Origin of the sequence: Microcoleus sp. Pol12A5, assembly GCF_036701435.1 — a bacterium.
GTDB lineage: Bacteria > Cyanobacteriota > Cyanobacteriia > Cyanobacteriales > Microcoleaceae > Microcoleus.
Genome location: NZ_JAUBQU010000014.1, coordinates 42,982 through 61,286, shown reverse-complemented (window position 1 = coordinate 61,286; position 18,305 = coordinate 42,982). Strand labels below are relative to the sequence as shown.

Genomic DNA, 18,305 nt, shown 5'->3' with positions numbered 1-18,305 from the left:
GTAATAAAGGTGCGGAACACAAGCAAACGCAACGCGCCCCCATCGTCTAGAGGCCTAGGACACATCCCTTTCACGGATGCGACGGGGATTCGAATTCCCCTGGGGGTATTGAAAATTTAAGTCTGATATCAAAGTGATATCTAGTATGTGGGGTGGGCATATTGCCCGCCCTTATTGCTATTAGGACTTACGCACGGGTAGCCAGAAACCGGGTTTTTGCTCAGAAGAGGCGTGACAGCCCGCAGCCACGGCAAAAACCGGCTTTATTTAGTTTGGTTCCTGGTGCATCGTTGAGCGATTTACCCCGGATTATTGAGCGGATACATAGGCTCAATATAGTTGAACACTTAGACAGCTAATAGCAGCAAAGGGAGTGCGATGTACATACCTGTTACTTTCGACCACAGTGGCATCCAAAGGAACGAAGCAATAGAAATAAAAGTTAGAAACTTTAAAGAATTAAACTTACAGGAAAGACATATTGAAGAGTTCTTACGCAAAAACATCAATTTGCTCTTTGGGGATGACCAAACTCTTCTAGTTGTAGGTCAACAAGTTCGTAATGCGAGTAACGGGATTAGCGACCTGACTGCCATTGATGCAGATGGCAATATTGTTCTAATCGAGATTAAACGCGACGTACAAGACATCAAAGCCAGAAAAGAACCTTTTGAATTTCAAGCTATCAGGTATGCCGCGAGTTATGCCAAAATTTCGACACCTGAATCCCTGGTAGAGTTGGTCTATAGTTCGTATATCGAGATCCATAAAGATGAGTATGAATTAGGTGATTTGACCCCTAGTGAAAAAGCGAGACGAGAGTTGAATAAATTCTTGTCAAGCAATGACGCACTCAAAACCTTTAACAAAAAACAACGAATAATACTTATAGCCTCATCCTTTGATGAGCAAACCCTTTCTGCTGTTGCTTGGTTGATTGCAAATGGGGTAGACGCAATCTGTCTTAATATCACTCCTGTTTTTATAGGAGAGCAAGGTTTTTTGAGTATTGATAAAATTTTGCCTCCGGCACAACTGGATGATTTTTACGTGGGTTTAGCCGGAGAAGGTTCTACAATCAAGGAAGAAATTATATCCACTGATTCTGCCTTTAATAGAACTTGGCTACCTCGAATGGATCAGTTGTTTGAGTGGGAATTAATCAAAGCTGGGGATAGCATTGAAATTAAAGAGTTTGAAAGCTCTGAAGCTATAATAATTGATCCTAGATTTGTCAGATTTAATGGGGAAGAAATCTCCTATAATAGTTGGGGAAAGAAAGTTACTGGTTGGTCTTCTATAAATATTTATGAATGGGCAGTGCTTAGTTCGACTAATAGAACCTTACATGAACTAAGGAAGGAAAAAATGGCAGAGTTGGAAGCCAAAGGCCGTCCATGGGAAGAATGAGACCAGCGGTTGTAGAGCTATTTGCTTTCTTGAAGCAGCTCAAGGCTTTTTTCAGATATTGCTGTTGATCGACCGGACACGAGCTCAGACTATTAATTTGATTAACAGCTTAAGGTGCGCCGCAGCGCACCCTACAGAATTAGATCGCAGCTATCACTTCTGCAACTTCAGCAACGGTTCAATCTGCTGCCTTTGAAACTGCAATTCATCCGCCAAAGGTTGGTAAATTTCTCGATCGCCCGATTCATTGCAATAATCCCACAAACCATTGTAACAGTGCCTGTCGTCGTCCCAACCCGGATGGTTGACAATCGGATACAAGCAGATTCCCTCTATCGGAACTCCTGCTTTCATCGCCGCCACTACCTCACTGCACACATAATTAAACCAGACAGGTCTAAACTCGTCTTCAGTGCCTGTTTCTGCTATAAATAAGGGCCGACGGTAGCGCTCAAACACTTCTTGCAGCAGTTCGCGAAACGGCCGATACAGCGGATCAGTGTATTTCATCGGGTCTTCATTGTGAATCCACTGATTGCGATCGTAATAATTCACTCCAATAATATCGAGATATTTTTCCTTACCGCCGAGTTCCGGTCGAAAACGTCCAGCCAACATATCCCAAGCTTGATATTGAGATAAGCGATAACCTTCCGCCGCGTCCCGATCCTCCGGTTTGTCAGGGTCAGCAATAATGTTAATTGTGGGATCGATTTGAACGATGCGAGTGCGGGGATTGACTTCCCAAACAGATTCTATCGCGGCGATCGCAGCTTTGACTAACTGGATTTTGAGCTCGTCTCCCCGCCCTTTCGCAAACGGATTGATGTAGGCGACATCGCCGCCGGCCCAAGCAATAAATGAAATTTCATTAACAGGTGTCACGAAAGGTGTTTGGTCTGTTTCCTCACTTAGCACTTCCATAAAAGCGCGCACCATGCTTGCAAACCTGGACACAAATTCGGGACTGAAAATATCAATATCGTCGGGCCAGCCGTAGTGAAACAAATCCCAAATTACCTGCATTTTCATGTCGCGGGCGGCGCGGATGATTGGGAGGGAACTGGAAAAATCGTATTTTCCGGGCGACTGTTCAATTAAGTGCCAGCGGAGGCCTTCGCGGACTGTGTAAATGCCTTGATCCTGCAAGCGTTGGTAGTCGGCTGCTGCAAATTTATCGTGACCGGTGGCGGCTGTGACATCGAGGCGTTTTCCAGATTGCACTCTGTGGGTGGAACATTCAAATCCGCCCATGAAAAAACTTTGAAACATCAATCGGATGGGTAATGGGGCATTCAGGTTTGTAGTCAGGACTAAATTCCTTAGATTTCAATCCTAAAAAACTAAAGTCCTTACTACAAAGGGTGTTTTTGTAAGAAGTATATCGATCGGCAAAAAGTCAAAATGAAATCAGAAAAAAATCTCAGATTTTTACTTTTTCCTTGACCAATCACCAATTAACACTGAGTAATAGCTTGCGGCTGTGAACTTTCTTCGGGAATATCCCAGCCGAGAGTTGCCGCCGCGATCGCCTCTAGGGGAAACTTGGGAGTGCGATCGGCATACAGCAAACCGTTAGCTTCTTGGAAAGTATCGGTTAACTGCGTGTAACAAAATCCGCTGAACATTTCCACTCGGTTTACCACCTTCAACAGCGCGCTGTAGCGCCTTTGCAGTTCCACCGTGTCCGACGCGCGCACGTAGCCCCAAACCCGGTAAAAATCAGGGTTTTCGCGGCCAGCGCAAGCGATGCCGCCGAATTCTGTCAGCATCATCGGCTGTCCTTGGTGCGGGTGGCCGTCGAGGGTGAGGACTCGCCCGCCGGGACGCCCGCGATCGAACAAATCGGCTAGCTGGACTTCGGGCCCGTAGCGCTTGGCTAGGGTTTGCGGATTGTTGTCGTAGTCGTGAATCGCCAGGATGTCGGTATCGATGCTTTCCCAGCCGTCGTTACCGATGACGGGGCGAGTCGAATCGAGGGTTTTTGTCAAGAAATACAGCGCTTGCACGTAGTTGCGGTGGGCTGCCGCTTCGACTAAATTCGGAACTCCCCAAGATTCGTTGAACGGAACCCAAACTACGATGCAGGGGTGGCTGGTGTCGCGGTCGATGACTTCCGTCCACTCCCGCGTCAGCCGTTGAACGGCTTTGGGAGTGAAGCGGTAGGCGCTAGGCATTTCTTCCCAAACTAGGAGTCCCAACACGTCAGCCCAGTACAAAAATCGGGGGTCTTCGATTTTTTGGTGCTTGCGGACGCCGTTGAAACCCATTGCTTTGACTAATTCGACATCGTGGCGCAAAGCTTCATCCGAGGGGGCAGTCATCATGGTGTCCGGCCAATAACCTTGGTCGAGCACCAGCCTCAGGTAGTAGGGGCGGCCGTTGAGCATGAAGCGATCGCGCTGGATGCTGACCGTTCGCATGGCGGTATAAGATTTAACCTCGTCGAGGAGTTTGCCGTCGGCCCACAACTGCACTTGAGCGTTGATTAATGTCGGTTTTTCGGGACTCCACAGCAATTCGTTGCGGTAATCGTCGATACCCGGGTCTGAGAGGGCGATGCGGCGGTGGATTTCGCCGTTGATGACTTCGTAGGTGTCGTTGACCAGCAGCATACAGCCGATCGACAGTTTAACTTTAATCTGGATTCCCGACTGGCGATCGCCCGCGACAAACGCTTCAAAACCGATTTCCCAGCGTTCAAACTGGGGAGTCCAGCGAATGCGCTCGATATAAGTGTGAGGCACCAATTCTACCCAAACTGTCTGCCAAATGCCGGTCGTGCGCGGATACCAAATACTATGTGGCTCTATTTGCCAGTCTTGTTTGCCACGCGGTTGCTCCAAATCTTGCGGGTCGTCCTGGGCCCAGACTGTCACCCGCTGCGGCCCGTTGAGGTTCACAACTGCTGTAATGTCTGCGGTGAAAGGAGTGTGTCCGCCTTCGTGTTCGATGACAAACTGACCGTTCACCCAGACGCGGGCGCGGTAGTCTACGGCCCCAAAGTGGAGGAGAACTCTGCCTTCTGTGTGGGGTACGTCAAATTCGCGTTCATACCAGCAGTTGGCGTGAAAATTCGTGTCGCCGATCCCGCTTTTTGCCGATTCGGGAGCAAACGGCACTTCTATAGTGTGAGTCCACTCAGAAATATCGATCGGCTGCACGCAGTGGCCCGCGTCATCATAAGCAAATCTCCACTGACCATTGAGACAAATCCAGTTGCTCCGGCGCAGTTGGGGGCGCGGATAACCTGTTTTCCGTCCTTGAACTGTCACCTTACTATCAAGAGTTGCAGACTCTTCTATTTCGCAATTTTCTAGTTCTCTACCTAACCAACTCATCGGCACATCTACCCAAAGTTATATTTATAGGTTAGCTACAATTACCACCACTTTGACAAGTTTTTTGCTGATTAATTTGCAAAAGTTCTGCCCATTAAAACAGCCTCATCTGAAGGCTCTCTTGTGCTGAAGTCATTAGTCAGGAGAAGGAACAATAAACCAGGAATAAAAAACCAGGAAGATTTTTCCTATCCCCCCTCTCCCCTCTCCCTCTAGCTAGCAAGACTTGGCAAACCTCCTAACGGTTCAGTTGGCTCACTTTTAAGATAAAATTCTTCCGCAAAGGGCAAACAATGAAAGATTTGCTGTAATCCCGTGAGTTCAAATAGAATTCTAACTTGTTCGCTCATGGCAGAGATCAAAAGGATACATTCGCTGTCTCTAACTAATTTCACGATCGCGACTACAGCCATTAACTCGGAATTTTTCAGGAAATTTATTTTTGAGAAATCCAGCATAAGAATTTTACCACCGCTTTCTATTAGACGCTGTATTTCTTTTTGAAACTGAGCAAATTGAGAATTCTCCAAAACCTCATGAGACAAAACAATTTTAACTAGAACGTTCATTTTTACCTCAATTCTTGTTTGAATTATTAAATAACTTTTGATGAAAAGCGAGTAAGGTGCTCCGGAAGCACCTTACCTTTTTACCAGTAACTCGCAACTTCCAGCTACTTGGTAGAAGATTTGCCGTTGCCGTTGCCGGTGCCATTGCCGTTGTTGACAACAGCGACTTCTAGAGAAGCTGCGGCGGCTGGGCGAGGGGCAACTCCATTGGAGGAGCTGACATTAGAGGCAGAAGCGTTAACATTTTCTACCAATTCAATCACCGGCTTGGTAGTAATTTGTGTGTAGGTTGTCAAAGCTTGAGCGACCACTTGATCCATGTTGTAATACCTGTAAGTCGCCAGCCTTCCCACGAAAGAAACTCCCGGAGTTGCATCAGCCAAAGCCTTATATTTCTTGTAAATTTCGGCATTTTCTGGACGTGGAACCGGGTAGTAAGGGTCTCCCTCAGCTTGGGGATATTCGTAGACAATGCTAGTTTTTAGATGCTCTTGTCCGGTCAGATATTTAAACTCGGTGCAGCGAGTATATAAATGCTCGTTCGGGTAATTTACCACCGGTGCTTCTTGGTGTACAGGTACGTTCAGCGTTTCGTGCTTAAATTCCAAGGAACGGTAAGGCAGTTTGCCGTAGCAATAATTGAAATAGGAATCGACAGGCCCGGTGTAAATCATTTCTCCGTAAGGAATAAAACCCTCAATCTCCCGGTAGTCGGTATTCAGCATCACTTTGATGTTTGGGTGAGAAAGCATCTTTTCAAACATCCGAGTATAGCCGTGCAGGGGCATTGCTTGATAGGTATCGGTAAAATAGCGATCGTCCCGGTTAATCCGAGTGGGAACGCGGGCAATCACTGACTTGTCGAGTTCCGAGGGGTCCATTCCCCACTGTTTGCGGGTGTAGTTGCGGAAGAATTTCTCGTAAAGTTCGCGACCGACTTTGCTGACAACGACATCTTCGGAAGTGCGAATGTAATCTTTTGGTTCTGCCACTTTCGCGAAGAAATCTTCTACTTCAAATGAAGTGAGATTCAGTCCGTAAAGTTTGTTTACGGTGTTGAGATTGATGGGAATTGGCAGCAGTTGACCGTCAACGCTGGCGAGGACGCGGTGTTCGTAGGGCCGCCACTCGGTGAACCGCGAAAGATACTCGAAAACTTGGCGCGAATTGGTGTGAAAAATGTGGGGGCCGTATTTGTGTACGAGGATGCCGTGATTGTCGTAGTGATCGTATGCGTTGCCACCGATGTGGTTGCGGGTATCAATTATCAGGACAGTTTTTCCGGCCTCATTTGCTAGTCTTTCGGCAATGACGCTACCTGCAAATCCGGCTCCGACGATTAAATAGTCAAACATTGAAACACCTCTGATTGTGGGTAAGGGTAAGGGTAAGGAATAATTGGTAATTGGACATAAAGCGAGGAGAGTTGAGTGTTAATTTTTGAATCCGTAAAGTCTAACTGTTTAACTTCAACCTCAACATTCCTAACTTAAAACTTTCATCCTGCCTTCAGCTTTCTGCCTTTTATCATCGATCGCACTTTCTATCAACCCCAGCATTTCACCCCAGGTATTGTCCCAAGAATTGTCTGCTAAAAAGGCGTCTACTTCCCTCAGCCACTTGGTGCGAACATCTGAACTTTCGCTGAGGATTTCTTCAGCACAAGCAACGAATTCTGAAGAATTGCTAGCAATCCGAACCAAGCCGTTTTCTCCGTAAGGCCGCACCACGTCGCGGATAGGAGTAGAAATCACCGGTTTGCCAGCAGCGAGGTATTCTGGAGTTTTCGTGGGACTAATAAACTTAGTCGATTCGTTAATCGCAAAAGGCAGCATGGCGATATCCCATCCGCCAAGATACGCTGGCAATTCTTGATAAGATTTGCCACCAAGATAGTGGATATTTGGCTGAGTTGGCAGAGTGGCCGGATCGATTTTCACCACCGGGCCAATGATGACTAAATGCCAGTCCGGCCTTGCTTGGGCCATGCCCGCTAGGAGTTCGAGATCCATGCGTTCGTCTATGACGCCATAAAATCCCAAACGCGGGTGAGGAATGTCTTTTTGATCTGCAGGTTCTTCTGAAAGATTCCTGGCTGTCGCAAAGTGTTCTTTTTCGATGCTGCTGGGAAAGGGGTGAATGTTTGGGTGCTGGTTCTGTTTGGCTTCGTAAAGGTTGTGTCCCCCGGTAAATACTACGCTGGCGCGCTTTAATAGTTGGTTTTCGTTGGCTTTTAAATCGGGGTGTGCGCCTTTGAATGCTGACAGTTCATCCATGCAATCGTAGACTACAGCTAGCGGCTGTAAGTGGCTTGTGAAACTGACAGCCATTGGTGTGTAATACCAGAGGATGTACTGACTAATTTCCGCCGCTCGAAACAAATCATCTAGCATGGCTTGCTGAGCAGTTTGTGCTGTTGCTTCGCTGATTCCTTCGCTCAGGTGCGGTACTATTACCCAGACTCCGCTTTCGTGGATGCTGACATCAAGCCACCAGTCTGTAGCCACGCTAAACACAGGTTCTTCTACAAAAAATACGCGACGAGTTTTGGCACAGCGACTCAAGAGATGTTGCGGACGCTGATAGACAAAATTCCACCGCAGATGAGAGAGGCAAACTAAATCTGGTGTATCTACAGCCTCAGTTGTTGATAAGTTGGCGCGCAATGCGGGCGACGCAGCGAATTGAGAGGGCGATTTGGCTGGATCTATAGAGGTAAATCGGATCTCCCATGCTCGCTCTTTATTGCTATAATTATTGTTTACTGAGTTTTGTGGGGGCGACATATTAGCCTCTGGAATTTGTCAAGGAAAATTTGTCCGTTAAAAGTTGTCAATAGAATATATTTCTCAGCAGTGCCTTACTGAAAGTCGCAAGCATAAATCTGAGAAGTTTTATTGACGAGCAAGCGCCGCATTTAGTGAGCCAAACAAAGAGACTGTTTAGCTGCGGAAAAAACAGGCTTATCTGCTTTTTTCAAAATTGAAACAAAATTGAAACTTAGAGATAAGTTAATATTGTTAGACTTGCCATTGTTGTTAAATGTAACCCAGTTTTTCGGTCTTAACTTCTATCTGAAGGATGACTTTTATCTCAGGAGACACCTAGCTTGCACGCTGGGTTCAAAAGCCGTTAAAATGCCGATCGACCTTGTAAAATGACTCTTAACTGGCAGCTACGGGGTGAAAAAAGAGCGAGTTTTATTGCTTTATTTGGAGATGATAGAAAATTTGCCATCAAGTCTATGTTGCTTTTTGATTTGACAAACCTTGCTTTTTTTTAACTCATCCGATAGCTAATTTGGTAAATTTGTATCTTAATATACCAAAGGACGCCAGAGATTTCTAACTTCCGATAGATTAACAATTAACACTTTATGCAGTGGGGTTAAACGGACACAATATCACCTATCTCAACAATATCAAAGAAAACAGGTAACCGCAAGGATAAACCTAAGATTTTACGCGAGTCTGTGGCAAGAAACCAAGGTGACGACATTTACGCTGTGGGTGTCAGTTTAACCTCGCCCCCACAGCACAAATGCCAATCATCCCTCTAAGGGCGGGTTCGCCGCTATCTGACATCAAACGCAAAATATCAACGTAAACCCGCGGCTAGAAAATAGCAGCAACTTTACAGTCGGCGGCTGTCAATCTTGGCGATTCCACCTCCAAAGGCAAAATCTTGCACCGTCGAACTCTTTAAGAAATCGTGAGGAAAACCCAATTCAATTGCACTTACTTTGTCTAACTGCTGCATTTGTTCGGGAGTTAATTTAAACTCCAAACAAGCGAGATTTTCCTGAAGTTGTGAGAGTTTACGCGAACCTACAATCGGAATAACTTCGACTGGCTGTTGGATCAGCCAATTTAGGGCTACTTGAGAAGCAGGTTTGCCAATTTCGGATGCTATTTTGCTAACTTCGTCAGCAATTTTTAGGTCTCGCTCGTTAATTTTTCCCGATTCAGGTGAATTCAGCCGTTTAGCTTCGCTGGCTGTTTCTGAAGTGTTGTATTTTCCTGTCAGCAAACCGGCGGCTAAAGGGCTCCAAGCGGTGACGCCAATATCAAAGGCTTTTGCCATAGGGATCAAGTCCCGTTCTGGAGTTCGCTCTTTTAAAGAATACTCGATTTGCAAGCCGATAAATGGTGTCCAGCCGCGCAGATTGGCGATCGTATTTGCTTGAGAAATAATCCAAGCCGGCGTATCCGAAATGCCGATATAGAGAACTTTGCCGGCGCGTATCAAATCGTCAAAAGCGCGCATCACTTCTTCGACTGGTGTAGTAAAATCCCAAGCGTGCAGCCACAGCAAATCTATGTATTCAACTTGCAATCGCTTCAAACTTGCTTCTACTGCTTGCACCATATTTTTGCGGTGGTTGCCGAAACCGTTGATTTCGCCATTCTTCATGTTGAGGCTATACTTAGTGGCAACTACCCATTTTTCGCGATCGCCTGCGATGAACTCACCGACATATTTTTCGCTAGTACCGTTGGTGTAGAGATTCGCGGTATCAATGAAATTGCCGCCCGCTTCTGCAAAGGCGTCGAACATTTTCCGGCTTTCGTCGTAGGAGCTCCCCCAACCCCAATCTTCCCCAAAAGTCATGGTTCCTAGGCAGATTTCGGAAACGCGAAGTCCGCTGTGACCTAGTAGTTTGTATCTCATGTCACCCTTCCGCTAGTTAATGGTTGTTAACAGTTTAGATCGGGATTTCGCAAACTGTTGCTATCAGTCGGGGTGTTGGGTTTTACTGGGCCTTAGCGCTGTGCTGAAGGTTGAATGTTTTGCCAAGTTAATCAGAATGTCGTAGCAGGGGCGATGCAGTCTCCCCCCTGCGTTTAGTTTAAAAAGCGTGCAGGGGCGATCGTCTTACTAATGTATTTAGGATTACATAAGTACATTAAAATACAGTAAAATAGCCAAAAGAATATCTACCTTTAGATAGGTATCTTAGGAAATGAGTTAAATAAAAAAATGTTATCTTAAATAATTAGAAAACCAGACAGAACTAGAGAAAAAATTAATGTAGCTAAATTAACTTTTTAGCGTTATAGTGATTTATAGATTACAAAAACTAGGTGACTCACTTGGCTGATATCGTTGATACCGCCGTTTCGGCTGGATCTTTTACAACCCTAGTTGCTGCTGTCAAAGCTGCTGGTTTAGTAGATACTCTCAAAGGCGCTGGCCCCTTCACAGTTTTTGCGCCTACTGACGAAGCTTTTGCTAAGCTTCCCGCAGGTACTGTAGAAGCACTGCTTAAGGATATTCCTAAGCTCACAAAAATCTTGACTTATCATGTCGTTTCCGGCAAAGTTATGGCCGCTGATGTGGTCAAGCTGAAATCTGCCAAGACAGTTGAAGGTTCAGAAGTGAAAATTGATGCTTCCAATGGCGTCAAAATCAATGATTCTACCGTTACAACAGCCGATGTGGCTGCTGATAATGGCGTCATCCACATTATTGATTCAGTCTTGCTTCCTGCGTAAGCACAGATTTAGATAGAGCAATACTATCTTGAGGGCGGTGGCTGTTGTTAGCCACCGCCCTGTTTTAATTGATAGTTGAGATTTAAATATTTTACGCAGCTCGATAATTAAAACTATAGCTTTTTTATCTTTCTAAGCGGAGAAAAATTGGAAATCAGCATCATCTTCAATTACAGGAATGACTCCCGGAAACCGATTAATAAGAGTAATTAAGCGATGGAAGCCCACAGAAAGCTCAGGAAGAAGAAATACTTTGAGCCAAAATTGCATTAATTTAGAAGCCACTCTCCTGTTGTACAATTAAACGTAGATTGTTTAGCAAATTTTTACACCCCCTCTTTAAAATCCCGAAAAAATTCTTTGACGTTGATTGGAAAAAGCGTAACTTTATATATAGGTCGCGATCCAATGTATCAATACTTATTTCGTTACCTGTAGTTTGAGCTATCTTAAACTCGATTTAAACCCTGCCACATACTCATTAAACCAAGTCTTAATATACAAAAAATTACCTTGAATTTAAGTTTTGACTTTAAGTTTTATGGTTTTAATAATAAATTAGTTGAACACATTACTCAAGCCAACAATTCACTGACGGCTACGCTAAAACCTGCAAGCACACTTTGAGTGTTAACCACTTCATCCGCATTAAACAACCGCCAGTGTTGCCCTGCATTCACAAATACTAATCTCGCTTCAGGAAATAGCAACCAAACTTCTAAACATCCCGATTCCAAATATTCCTGAGCTTTGGCAAATAACTCTTCGCCGCTATCTTCCGGGGAAGCAACTTCCGCTATCAAAGGAAAACTTTGGGAAAATGCTGTAAAATTGCCTGATTCTGGCAGCAGTTCAGGAGTAATATAAGCAACATCGGGACGGCGGCCCCGCTTGCTAGTGCGGCAAAGGATTTCTGTAAGCACTTCTCCTCCCTGTCCGCTGGAGTCTTTATAATTTCCCCAGAAAGGGGCTAATTTAGATTGAGCTAGACTGTGCTTGAATGTCATTCCTGTTTTCTCCACTAAGTTGCCGTCAACCCATTCCATTCTATAAGCAGGTTTGACTAAAAAATCTTCAAGAGATATGACTTTCTTAGGCTCAGATTCGTGGGAGATTTCTGGTGTATTTTCTAATTGAGGATGTGATTCTAACTCTGAGTTGTTGTCTGCATTTTGGGGTATAATTATAGTAGCTGTCATGCTCGAAACCTCTGTTTAACTATTATAAGTTTACAAGCGATCGCTCTCGATCGCATTTAATGACAAGATTGAAATTGGTAGATTTGGTCTTTTCAACTTAGCCCGACAATTTATATATCATAGCAATTCAGAAAGGTGACTTTCATGATTCTCTCAAACCGTTTTTCTGAAGCCCTCACCTATGCAGCGGAATTGCACGCTACCCAACTTCGCAAAGGTTCCGGCGTTCCCTACATTGCCCATTTGTTGGACACTGCTAGTATAGCTTTAGAATATGGGGCAAATGAAGATGAGGCGATCGCGGCTTTGCTTCACGATGCGATCGAAGATCGAGGCGGCGCCACCACCCGCGAAGCCATCCGCCGCCGCTTTGGGGATACTGTCACAGCGATTGTAGACGGCTGTACCGAAAGTGACGAGACGCCGAAACCCCCTTGGCGTCAGCGAAAACAAGCCTATATCGATCGCATTTCTACAGCTTCTGGCTCAGTGAGATTAGTCTCGGCTGCTGATAAACTTTATAATGTTCGATCGATCCTGAAAGATTACCGTCAATTGGGTGACGTTGTTTGGGAACCCTTCAAAGGTGGCAAAGACGGTTCTCTCTGGTATTATCGTTCTTTAGTAGAAGCATTCCGCCAAGCTGAGTTAACGCCTATAGTTGAAGAATTAGATCGCACAGTTTTAGAATGAGAACAGTTTTCTGAAGGCTGAAGACTGAAGGTAAAAATCACTAATTATCAATTATCAATTACAGTCACAAAATGGCAAATGTTCGCTTAGAAAATATTACCCGACGCTACCAAAACGTCACCGCGATCGAAAACATCAGCTTCAAAATCCCGGACGGGGAATTTTGGGTATTAGTCGGGCCATCCGGCTGCGGGAAATCCACAATTATGCGGACAATTGCAGGTTTAGAAACCGCAACTTCCGGCAATCTTTACATAGGAGATAATTTAGTTAACAACATTCCTGCTAGACAGCGGGATGTAGCAATGGTGTTTCAAAATTACGCACTTTATCCGCACATGACTGTCGCAGAAAACTTGGCATTTGGATTGCGGATGCGGAATGTTGACCCGAATAAAATTCAAGAACGAATCGAAACAGTAGCCCGATCACTCTCGATCGACCACCTTCTCAAGCGTAAGCCCAAACAGCTATCAGGCGGGCAGCAGCAGCGTGTAGCACTCGGAAGGGCGATCGCCCGCGAACCGAAAGTATTTCTTTTAGATGAACCGCTTTCTAACCTTGATGCTCAACTGCGAGATGACACTAGAGCAGAACTCAAACAACTGCATCAACGGCTGGGAATTACCACAATTTACGTCACCCACGACCAAGTGGAAGCGATGACTTTAGCTGATAAGATTGTCGTCTTAAATGGGGGAAAAATTCAACAAATTGGAGACCCGCAAAGCATTTATGCCAAACCAGCTAACCGCATGGTTGCCACATTTTTAGGCAATCCCGCCATGAACATTTTGCCTGTAATATATACTAACGAATCCTTTCAAATAGGAAATCAACATTTACCCTGTCCGCCCTCGATTCAGAAAAAATTGCACGCGAGAGAAGGACAAGGGTTTGATTTGGGCATCCGTCCAGAAAATATAGAAATCTTTACGCAACAAACCGCAGAAGAAGATGATTTAAAAACCGATGTTTGGGCATTAGAAAAAGTCCCTCTTGATCTAGAAGTAAAAGTAGTGGAACCTCTGGGGCGAGAAACTTTAATTCGGGCGAGTTTGCCGTTATTGAGCGCTGAAACTACTGTACAGTTACAAATACCTGCGAGTGTTCGCTTGCGATCGGGCGATCGACTGACGGTACAGCTTGACTTCGATCGACTATTTATATTTGACCCATCCACAGGTGAGGCGCTGTATCCTTAACTGGATGGAACAGGACTTACCCACGGGGGCCGAGCAACCAGCTTTTTTTAGTCACACTGCCTAAGTCCTGTTTAATCTGAAATATCAAATAGACTGAGCCTTCCAGTGGGAAAGTCTCGATTGGCAGTTACAAAAGTTTACACTTGACATTTATTAATTTCCGAAGTAATGATACGATTAGTATTGGCACAATGGCAAAACGTCCCCAAAAGCTGATATTTCCTGACTCGGGGCGATCGCTACCCAGAAGGCAAGTATCTTCTCCCTAAGAAGCGGCTTTACGCCCCGACTTGGGAGCAACTAGCGAAGCAAAAACTCAGAAAAACGTTCTAGCGGCATTTTTAGATGAATCCCGACAACCTGCCTCAAATGCTGCAAACAGGATTTCACCTAACTTTAGGTGCAACTTCCTTTTTAATTGAGACATTGCAAGATCCTCTGAAGCGGGAAGAAAATCTTGACAAACTGAAGTCAGATTTTGGCCAGCTAGCCGATGAGCTGCTGGAAAAAGGAGAAGCGACTGAGCGAGAAGCCCGGAATTTTGTAGATACTATTTTCTCTCAACCGGGCGATCGGGAGAATGCAGACAGTGAGCCTGTCTCGTCCAAGCAATCAGATGCAGCGACTGATGCTCCTCCCGATTCGGTTGTACAGCCTAACGTAAAGCTAGAGATTCAAGAATTAACTGCACACATGGCAGCGCTGAGGGCCGAGTTGGAAAATTTGCGCGCCGAAAATTCCCAGTATTAAAGAATCAAGAGTCTTTAACACAGCCGGAGTTTACTTGCCAACTTAATTTAATAGAACCCAACTTTAGTCATTGTCCCATTTTTCAGAACCGATCAGGTCGGCGATGCGATCGCGCAGCAAGAAGTCGCATTTTTCTAATTCGCACTCTACACAAGCCCATTCCCGAGGAGGAATGAATTGGCACAGGGTGTAGATCGGCTGTTGGCGGCTGAGAACACCCTCATGCACGAGCTGACGCGCTTCATCTTGGATCACATCTAAAGAGTATTGGATTTGGGGAATAGTGGAGTGAATCATAATGCGCCCTCAATGTTTTACTAAAAAATTTTATGGCCCTGGTAATAATATAGTCCAAACTTACGAATATGGAAGTTAAATTTTGTCCGTATCCAGCTATACAATTCACTGCTGTAAATAAAAATAAATTATACGAATCATCAGTAAGTGATGGGATCTGTCTTAGGATATTGATAAAAAGCGCATTTTCCTGACTAGCAAGCGGATCGGCAGGAAAGCTCAATTCAGAACTAAGGAACCCGCATCGGATTCCCGGTTTCTGGATGCTTTGCCACAAACGGCAACATTTCTTGCGAGAAACCGGGTTGATGAATTTAAGTCTTGACCGAAACAGCAAAGGAAAGATTTAGGAGTCCGGCAACTCAAGCATTAGCAGTTCCGTCAATGCCGAAGAGCACTTCTAGAACGAGAGATTGCGCTGCCGGCATTTGCCCAAAACAAAATACATAAGGAATACTCGGAGGCAAGTGTGGCAAAAATTGCTCTAAAACGTAGGGACTGCCGTAAATTAACACAGCTTGCAGTTCTCCCGTTTTTAATAATTTCTTAAACCAATCTTGAGCTGCTTGGGTCAAACCAGCACTGCCTCGGAAGCAATTGCCGCGAATGAAAATTTGCAGCAGTGTCGGAGAAAAATACTCTGCACTTGTATTTTCAGCGATCGCAACTGTGCGATCGTCAATTAGTTGCAATTCGTAACCAAACTGTTCGGGAAGGGCGATAGCCGGAGTGTGGTTGCCCAAAAACTCGCACCCCAAAACATCATCTACAACAATCAAATTCCGCAAAAGCTGGTTTTCTGGGGGTTGTGCAACCTGCAAAGGTAGATTGCCGCCAAATTTCAAAGAATCTCGCAAAATATCGGCAGCAGTTGCCCTTGCCTGGGGATTTGCCAGCAAACTTAAGTCGATCGACTCCATGGATTGTAAATTCTTGCTCCCCCCCTTAGCAAGAGGAGGTTGGAGGGGGTCAGAAATCAACATACCCACCTTTATTTTCGCTTTCCAAATACGCTTGACAGATTCCTTGATTTGTGATATAGAAAGCCGCCCTTGAGTGACAGCTTCGCAGACAGCGAGAATCGCCCCTTCCGGGTCAAGCGGCATCAGCAAAACATCCGCACCAGCCTCAGCAGCCAAAACAGCAGCTTCATTAGCGCCGTATTTATTGGCGATCGCACCCATCACCAAAGCATCCGTCACAATCAAACCTTCAAATCCCAACTCTTCTCGCAGCTTTCCGATCAAAATTTTGCGAGAAAGAGTAGCAGGAAAATCCGCATCCCAAGCCGGAATAAGCAAGTGAGCACTCATCACAGCATCGACCCCAGCAGCCATCGCCTCGACAAAAGAAGGTAACTCAACCTGGGCTAATCTCGCTGGCGAATGTGGCAAAACCGGCAATTCCAAGTGAGAATCAACCGCCGTGTCGCCGTGGCCGGGAAAATGCTTAGCTGTGGTCAAAACCGGGTGTTCACCTGCGCCTCGAATAAAAGCAGCGGCTAATTTCCCGACAATTTCCGGTGTCTCGCCAAAAGCGCGGACATTAATCACAGGATTGTCGGGATTGTTGTTAACATCAACCACCGGTGCGAGAATCCAATTTAGACCGATCGCCCTAGCTTCGATCGCAGTAACAGCGCCCATTTGTTCAGCATATCGATCGGCTTTACCTGCATCGTGTCGCGCCACTTCAGCAATCGCCATCGGCGGCCCGAACCAAGTCGCCCCTGCGAACCGCTGGCCGACACCTTCCTCAATATCAGCCGCCAGCAGTAGCGGAAACTTGGCCCAAGACTGCAATTGGTGCGATCGAACTGCCAACTCCGCAGCACTTCCCCCGACCAAAATCACCCCGCCGACGCCCAACTTTTCCAGATAATAGCGGAGTTTGCTAGCAGTTGGTTCCCATTCGGGATAGCGAATTTGGTGGTCGAACAAGCAGCCAGAAGCGCGCACCACGAACATCTGGGCCACCAGTTCTGGTAAGGAAAGATTGTCAATCATGGGAAATTAGGAATTGTGGACTGTTGACTGTGGACTGTTGACTGTGGACTGTTGACAGGAAAGCTGTTGACTACCTTCAGACACTAATCCTCGTCTGCTTCTAAATCATCATCATCATCATCATTTTCATTGCCTTCGGCCAATTCTTCGTCATCAAACATACCTGGTTTGCGATCGGCAGAAAGCTGATTCAGCAGTATCAACATTTTATCGCCCCGTTCCAAAGAACGGTCTTCGAGAAAAATCACTTCCGGCGTCCGGCGCAGTTGCAATCGTTGGCCCAACTGACTGCGGACGTAGCTAGTAGCAGATTTCAAACCCTCCATAGTCTCTGCCTTCGCCTCATCAGTACCGTAGATGCTGACAAAAATTTTTGTATGCTGAAGGTCTCCCGAAACAATTACATCGGTAACGCTAACCATACCGGCACCTACCCGGTCGTCCTTGATTCCATTCAGCAACATCAGGCTGACTTCCCGTTTAATCATTGAAGCTACACGCTCAATGCGACGACTTGTAGCCATAACACCTACTCCTCTAGTTTCCTAATCAGCCATTTTCATCCCGATTGACAATTGTAGCGCGATCGGTCAGGGGTGTTACGGGCGATCGTCCGAGTTAGGGGTGAGATACAGCTTAGAGGAAAAAAATGTTTGATTGCCTATAGGTGAATATATAGCTAATATAGAGAGGTACAGTGAAAGACAGCTTATAGGAAAAAAAATGTTTGATTGGATTGTCAAAACCGTAGCCGATGCTTCAGGGGTAACTAACCAGCTAAAAATAGCTGAATGGGCAAGATTGAACAGAACAAACCCTTTCGATATGGGAGCCAAAAACTACCAACGATGTATTCATGACTTAGGGTTAGGTGGAAAATATTATGAACTTGAATATAACGAAGATGGAACCCTAAAATATCAATAATTTTGCCGATAATTCCCTTAATTACGCTTCATAGTTCTCCATTTTATTATCATCCCTAATTAATCAATCAAACAGAAACATTCCTTTATCGCCGTGTTTTTTTAGGAACAAAAATTATGGAAAAAGAATTTACAATCGGTCAAAAAGTCCGAGTTGTGGCGATGCCGCCTTACGTCAAAACTGCCGAACCGATGCCGATGCTGCGGCCTGCGAATTTAATTGCTATCGGCGCTGAAGGCGTGGTGATCGATCGGCGTCCCGGCAATTATTGGGGAATTCGTTTTGAAAAAGGTGCTTTTCTGTTAGACAGCCAGTACATTGAATCAGCGGAAACAATTGTAGAAGGTAATGGGTAATGGAAAAGGGGGAATGGGGAAGTGAGATCGCAACTTAACATCTCTTTTTTCCTTATT

Annotated in this window: 17 protein-coding genes and 1 tRNA gene; 8 read left to right on the top strand and 10 right to left on the bottom strand. The window is 45.4% G+C overall.

The genetic code is table 11. The annotated features are described in order from the left end of the window. The first annotated feature begins 35 nt into the window (after nt 1-35). Both QUA45_RS06105 and QUA45_RS06100 read left to right on the top strand, forming a co-directional pair. Nucleotides 36-108: transfer RNA gene (locus QUA45_RS06105), tRNA-Glu, on the top strand. A gap of 270 nt (nt 109-378) precedes the next feature. Further along, nucleotides 379-1,410, top strand: a complete 1,032-nt coding sequence (locus QUA45_RS06100; protein WP_333097053.1) for a hypothetical protein — start codon at nt 379-381, stop codon at nt 1,408-1,410. 153 nt (nt 1,411-1,563) lie between these two features. Here QUA45_RS06100 and QUA45_RS06095 read toward each other — a convergent pair whose 3' ends face one another. The 6 genes from QUA45_RS06095 to QUA45_RS06070 form a co-directional block, all read right to left on the bottom strand. Beyond that, on the bottom strand, nt 1,564-2,664 hold the full coding sequence (locus QUA45_RS06095; RefSeq protein ID WP_333219948.1) for a beta-glucosidase: 1,101 nt from the start codon (nt 2,662-2,664) through the stop codon (nt 1,564-1,566). Between the two features lie 203 nt (nt 2,665-2,867). Beyond that, the gene (locus tag QUA45_RS06090) at nt 2,868-4,751 is read right to left on the bottom strand and encodes a glycoside hydrolase family 2 TIM barrel-domain containing protein (protein ID WP_333097049.1); all 1,884 of its coding nucleotides are present in this window, start codon (nt 4,749-4,751) and stop codon (nt 2,868-2,870) included. Nucleotides 4,752-4,963: 212 nt separating this feature from the next. Next, nucleotides 4,964-5,320, bottom strand: a complete 357-nt coding sequence (locus tag QUA45_RS06085) for an STAS domain-containing protein (RefSeq protein ID WP_333097047.1) — start codon at nt 5,318-5,320, stop codon at nt 4,964-4,966. 104 nt (nt 5,321-5,424) lie between these two features. Beyond that, complete coding sequence (gene glf / locus QUA45_RS06080; RefSeq protein WP_333097045.1) at nt 5,425-6,675, bottom strand: UDP-galactopyranose mutase; 1,251 nt, start codon at nt 6,673-6,675, stop codon at nt 5,425-5,427. Between the two features lie 129 nt (nt 6,676-6,804). Then, complete coding sequence (locus QUA45_RS06075; protein WP_333219946.1) at nt 6,805-8,106, bottom strand: glycosyltransferase family 1 protein; 1,302 nt, start codon at nt 8,104-8,106, stop codon at nt 6,805-6,807. Nucleotides 8,107-8,953: 847 nt separating this feature from the next. Then, entirely contained in the window at nt 8,954-9,991 is a 1,038-nt protein-coding gene (locus tag QUA45_RS06070) for an aldo/keto reductase (protein WP_333097043.1), read from the bottom strand. A gap of 422 nt (nt 9,992-10,413) precedes the next feature. Here QUA45_RS06070 and QUA45_RS06065 point away from each other — a divergent pair, with 422 nt between their 5' ends. Next, a complete protein-coding gene (locus QUA45_RS06065; RefSeq protein ID WP_333067889.1) occupies nt 10,414-10,815 on the top strand; it encodes a fasciclin domain-containing protein in 402 nt (133 codons plus the stop codon). A gap of 575 nt (nt 10,816-11,390) precedes the next feature. Here the strand turns inward: QUA45_RS06065 and QUA45_RS06060 are convergent. Next, entirely contained in the window at nt 11,391-12,014 is a 624-nt protein-coding gene (locus QUA45_RS06060; protein WP_333097041.1) for a Uma2 family endonuclease, read from the bottom strand. Between the two features lie 144 nt (nt 12,015-12,158). Here QUA45_RS06060 and QUA45_RS06055 point away from each other — a divergent pair, with 144 nt between their 5' ends. The 3 genes from QUA45_RS06055 (at nt 12,159) to QUA45_RS06045 (ending at nt 14,662) form a co-directional block, all read left to right on the top strand. Continuing rightward, entirely contained in the window at nt 12,159-12,707 is a 549-nt protein-coding gene (locus QUA45_RS06055) for an HD domain-containing protein (RefSeq protein WP_333097040.1), read from the top strand. 71 nt (nt 12,708-12,778) lie between these two features. Continuing rightward, nucleotides 12,779-13,912, top strand: coding sequence for an ABC transporter ATP-binding protein (locus QUA45_RS06050; protein ID WP_333097038.1), 1,134 nt, complete (start codon nt 12,779-12,781; stop codon nt 13,910-13,912). Nucleotides 13,913-14,257: 345 nt separating this feature from the next. Beyond that, complete coding sequence (locus QUA45_RS06045) at nt 14,258-14,662, top strand: hypothetical protein (RefSeq protein WP_333097036.1); 405 nt, start codon at nt 14,258-14,260, stop codon at nt 14,660-14,662. A 63-nt stretch (nt 14,663-14,725) separates the two neighbouring features. On the opposite strand, the gene QUA45_RS06040 is transcribed toward QUA45_RS06045, so the two are convergent. From QUA45_RS06040 to rbfA, 3 genes are all read right to left on the bottom strand, one after another. Then, on the bottom strand, nt 14,726-14,959 hold the full coding sequence (locus QUA45_RS06040) for a DUF4327 family protein (protein ID WP_333035426.1): 234 nt from the start codon (nt 14,957-14,959) through the stop codon (nt 14,726-14,728). A 362-nt stretch (nt 14,960-15,321) separates the two neighbouring features. Beyond that, on the bottom strand, nt 15,322-16,965 hold the full coding sequence (locus tag QUA45_RS06035) for a glycoside hydrolase family 3 N-terminal domain-containing protein (protein WP_333219944.1): 1,644 nt from the start codon (nt 16,963-16,965) through the stop codon (nt 15,322-15,324). Between the two features lie 83 nt (nt 16,966-17,048). Continuing rightward, entirely contained in the window at nt 17,049-17,489 is a 441-nt protein-coding gene (gene rbfA, locus QUA45_RS06030; protein ID WP_333219942.1) for a 30S ribosome-binding factor RbfA, read from the bottom strand. A 133-nt stretch (nt 17,490-17,622) separates the two neighbouring features. Between rbfA and QUA45_RS06025 the strand changes: the two genes are divergently transcribed. Both QUA45_RS06025 and sipA read left to right on the top strand, forming a co-directional pair. Continuing rightward, nucleotides 17,623-17,892 (top strand): hypothetical protein, encoded by a 270-nt coding sequence (locus QUA45_RS06025; RefSeq protein WP_333097031.1) that lies wholly within the window; start codon nt 17,623-17,625, stop codon nt 17,890-17,892. Nucleotides 17,893-18,008: 116 nt separating this feature from the next. Then, entirely contained in the window at nt 18,009-18,248 is a 240-nt protein-coding gene (gene sipA / locus QUA45_RS06020) for a regulatory protein SipA (RefSeq protein WP_333219940.1), read from the top strand. Nucleotides 18,249-18,305: the final 57 nt, after the last annotated feature.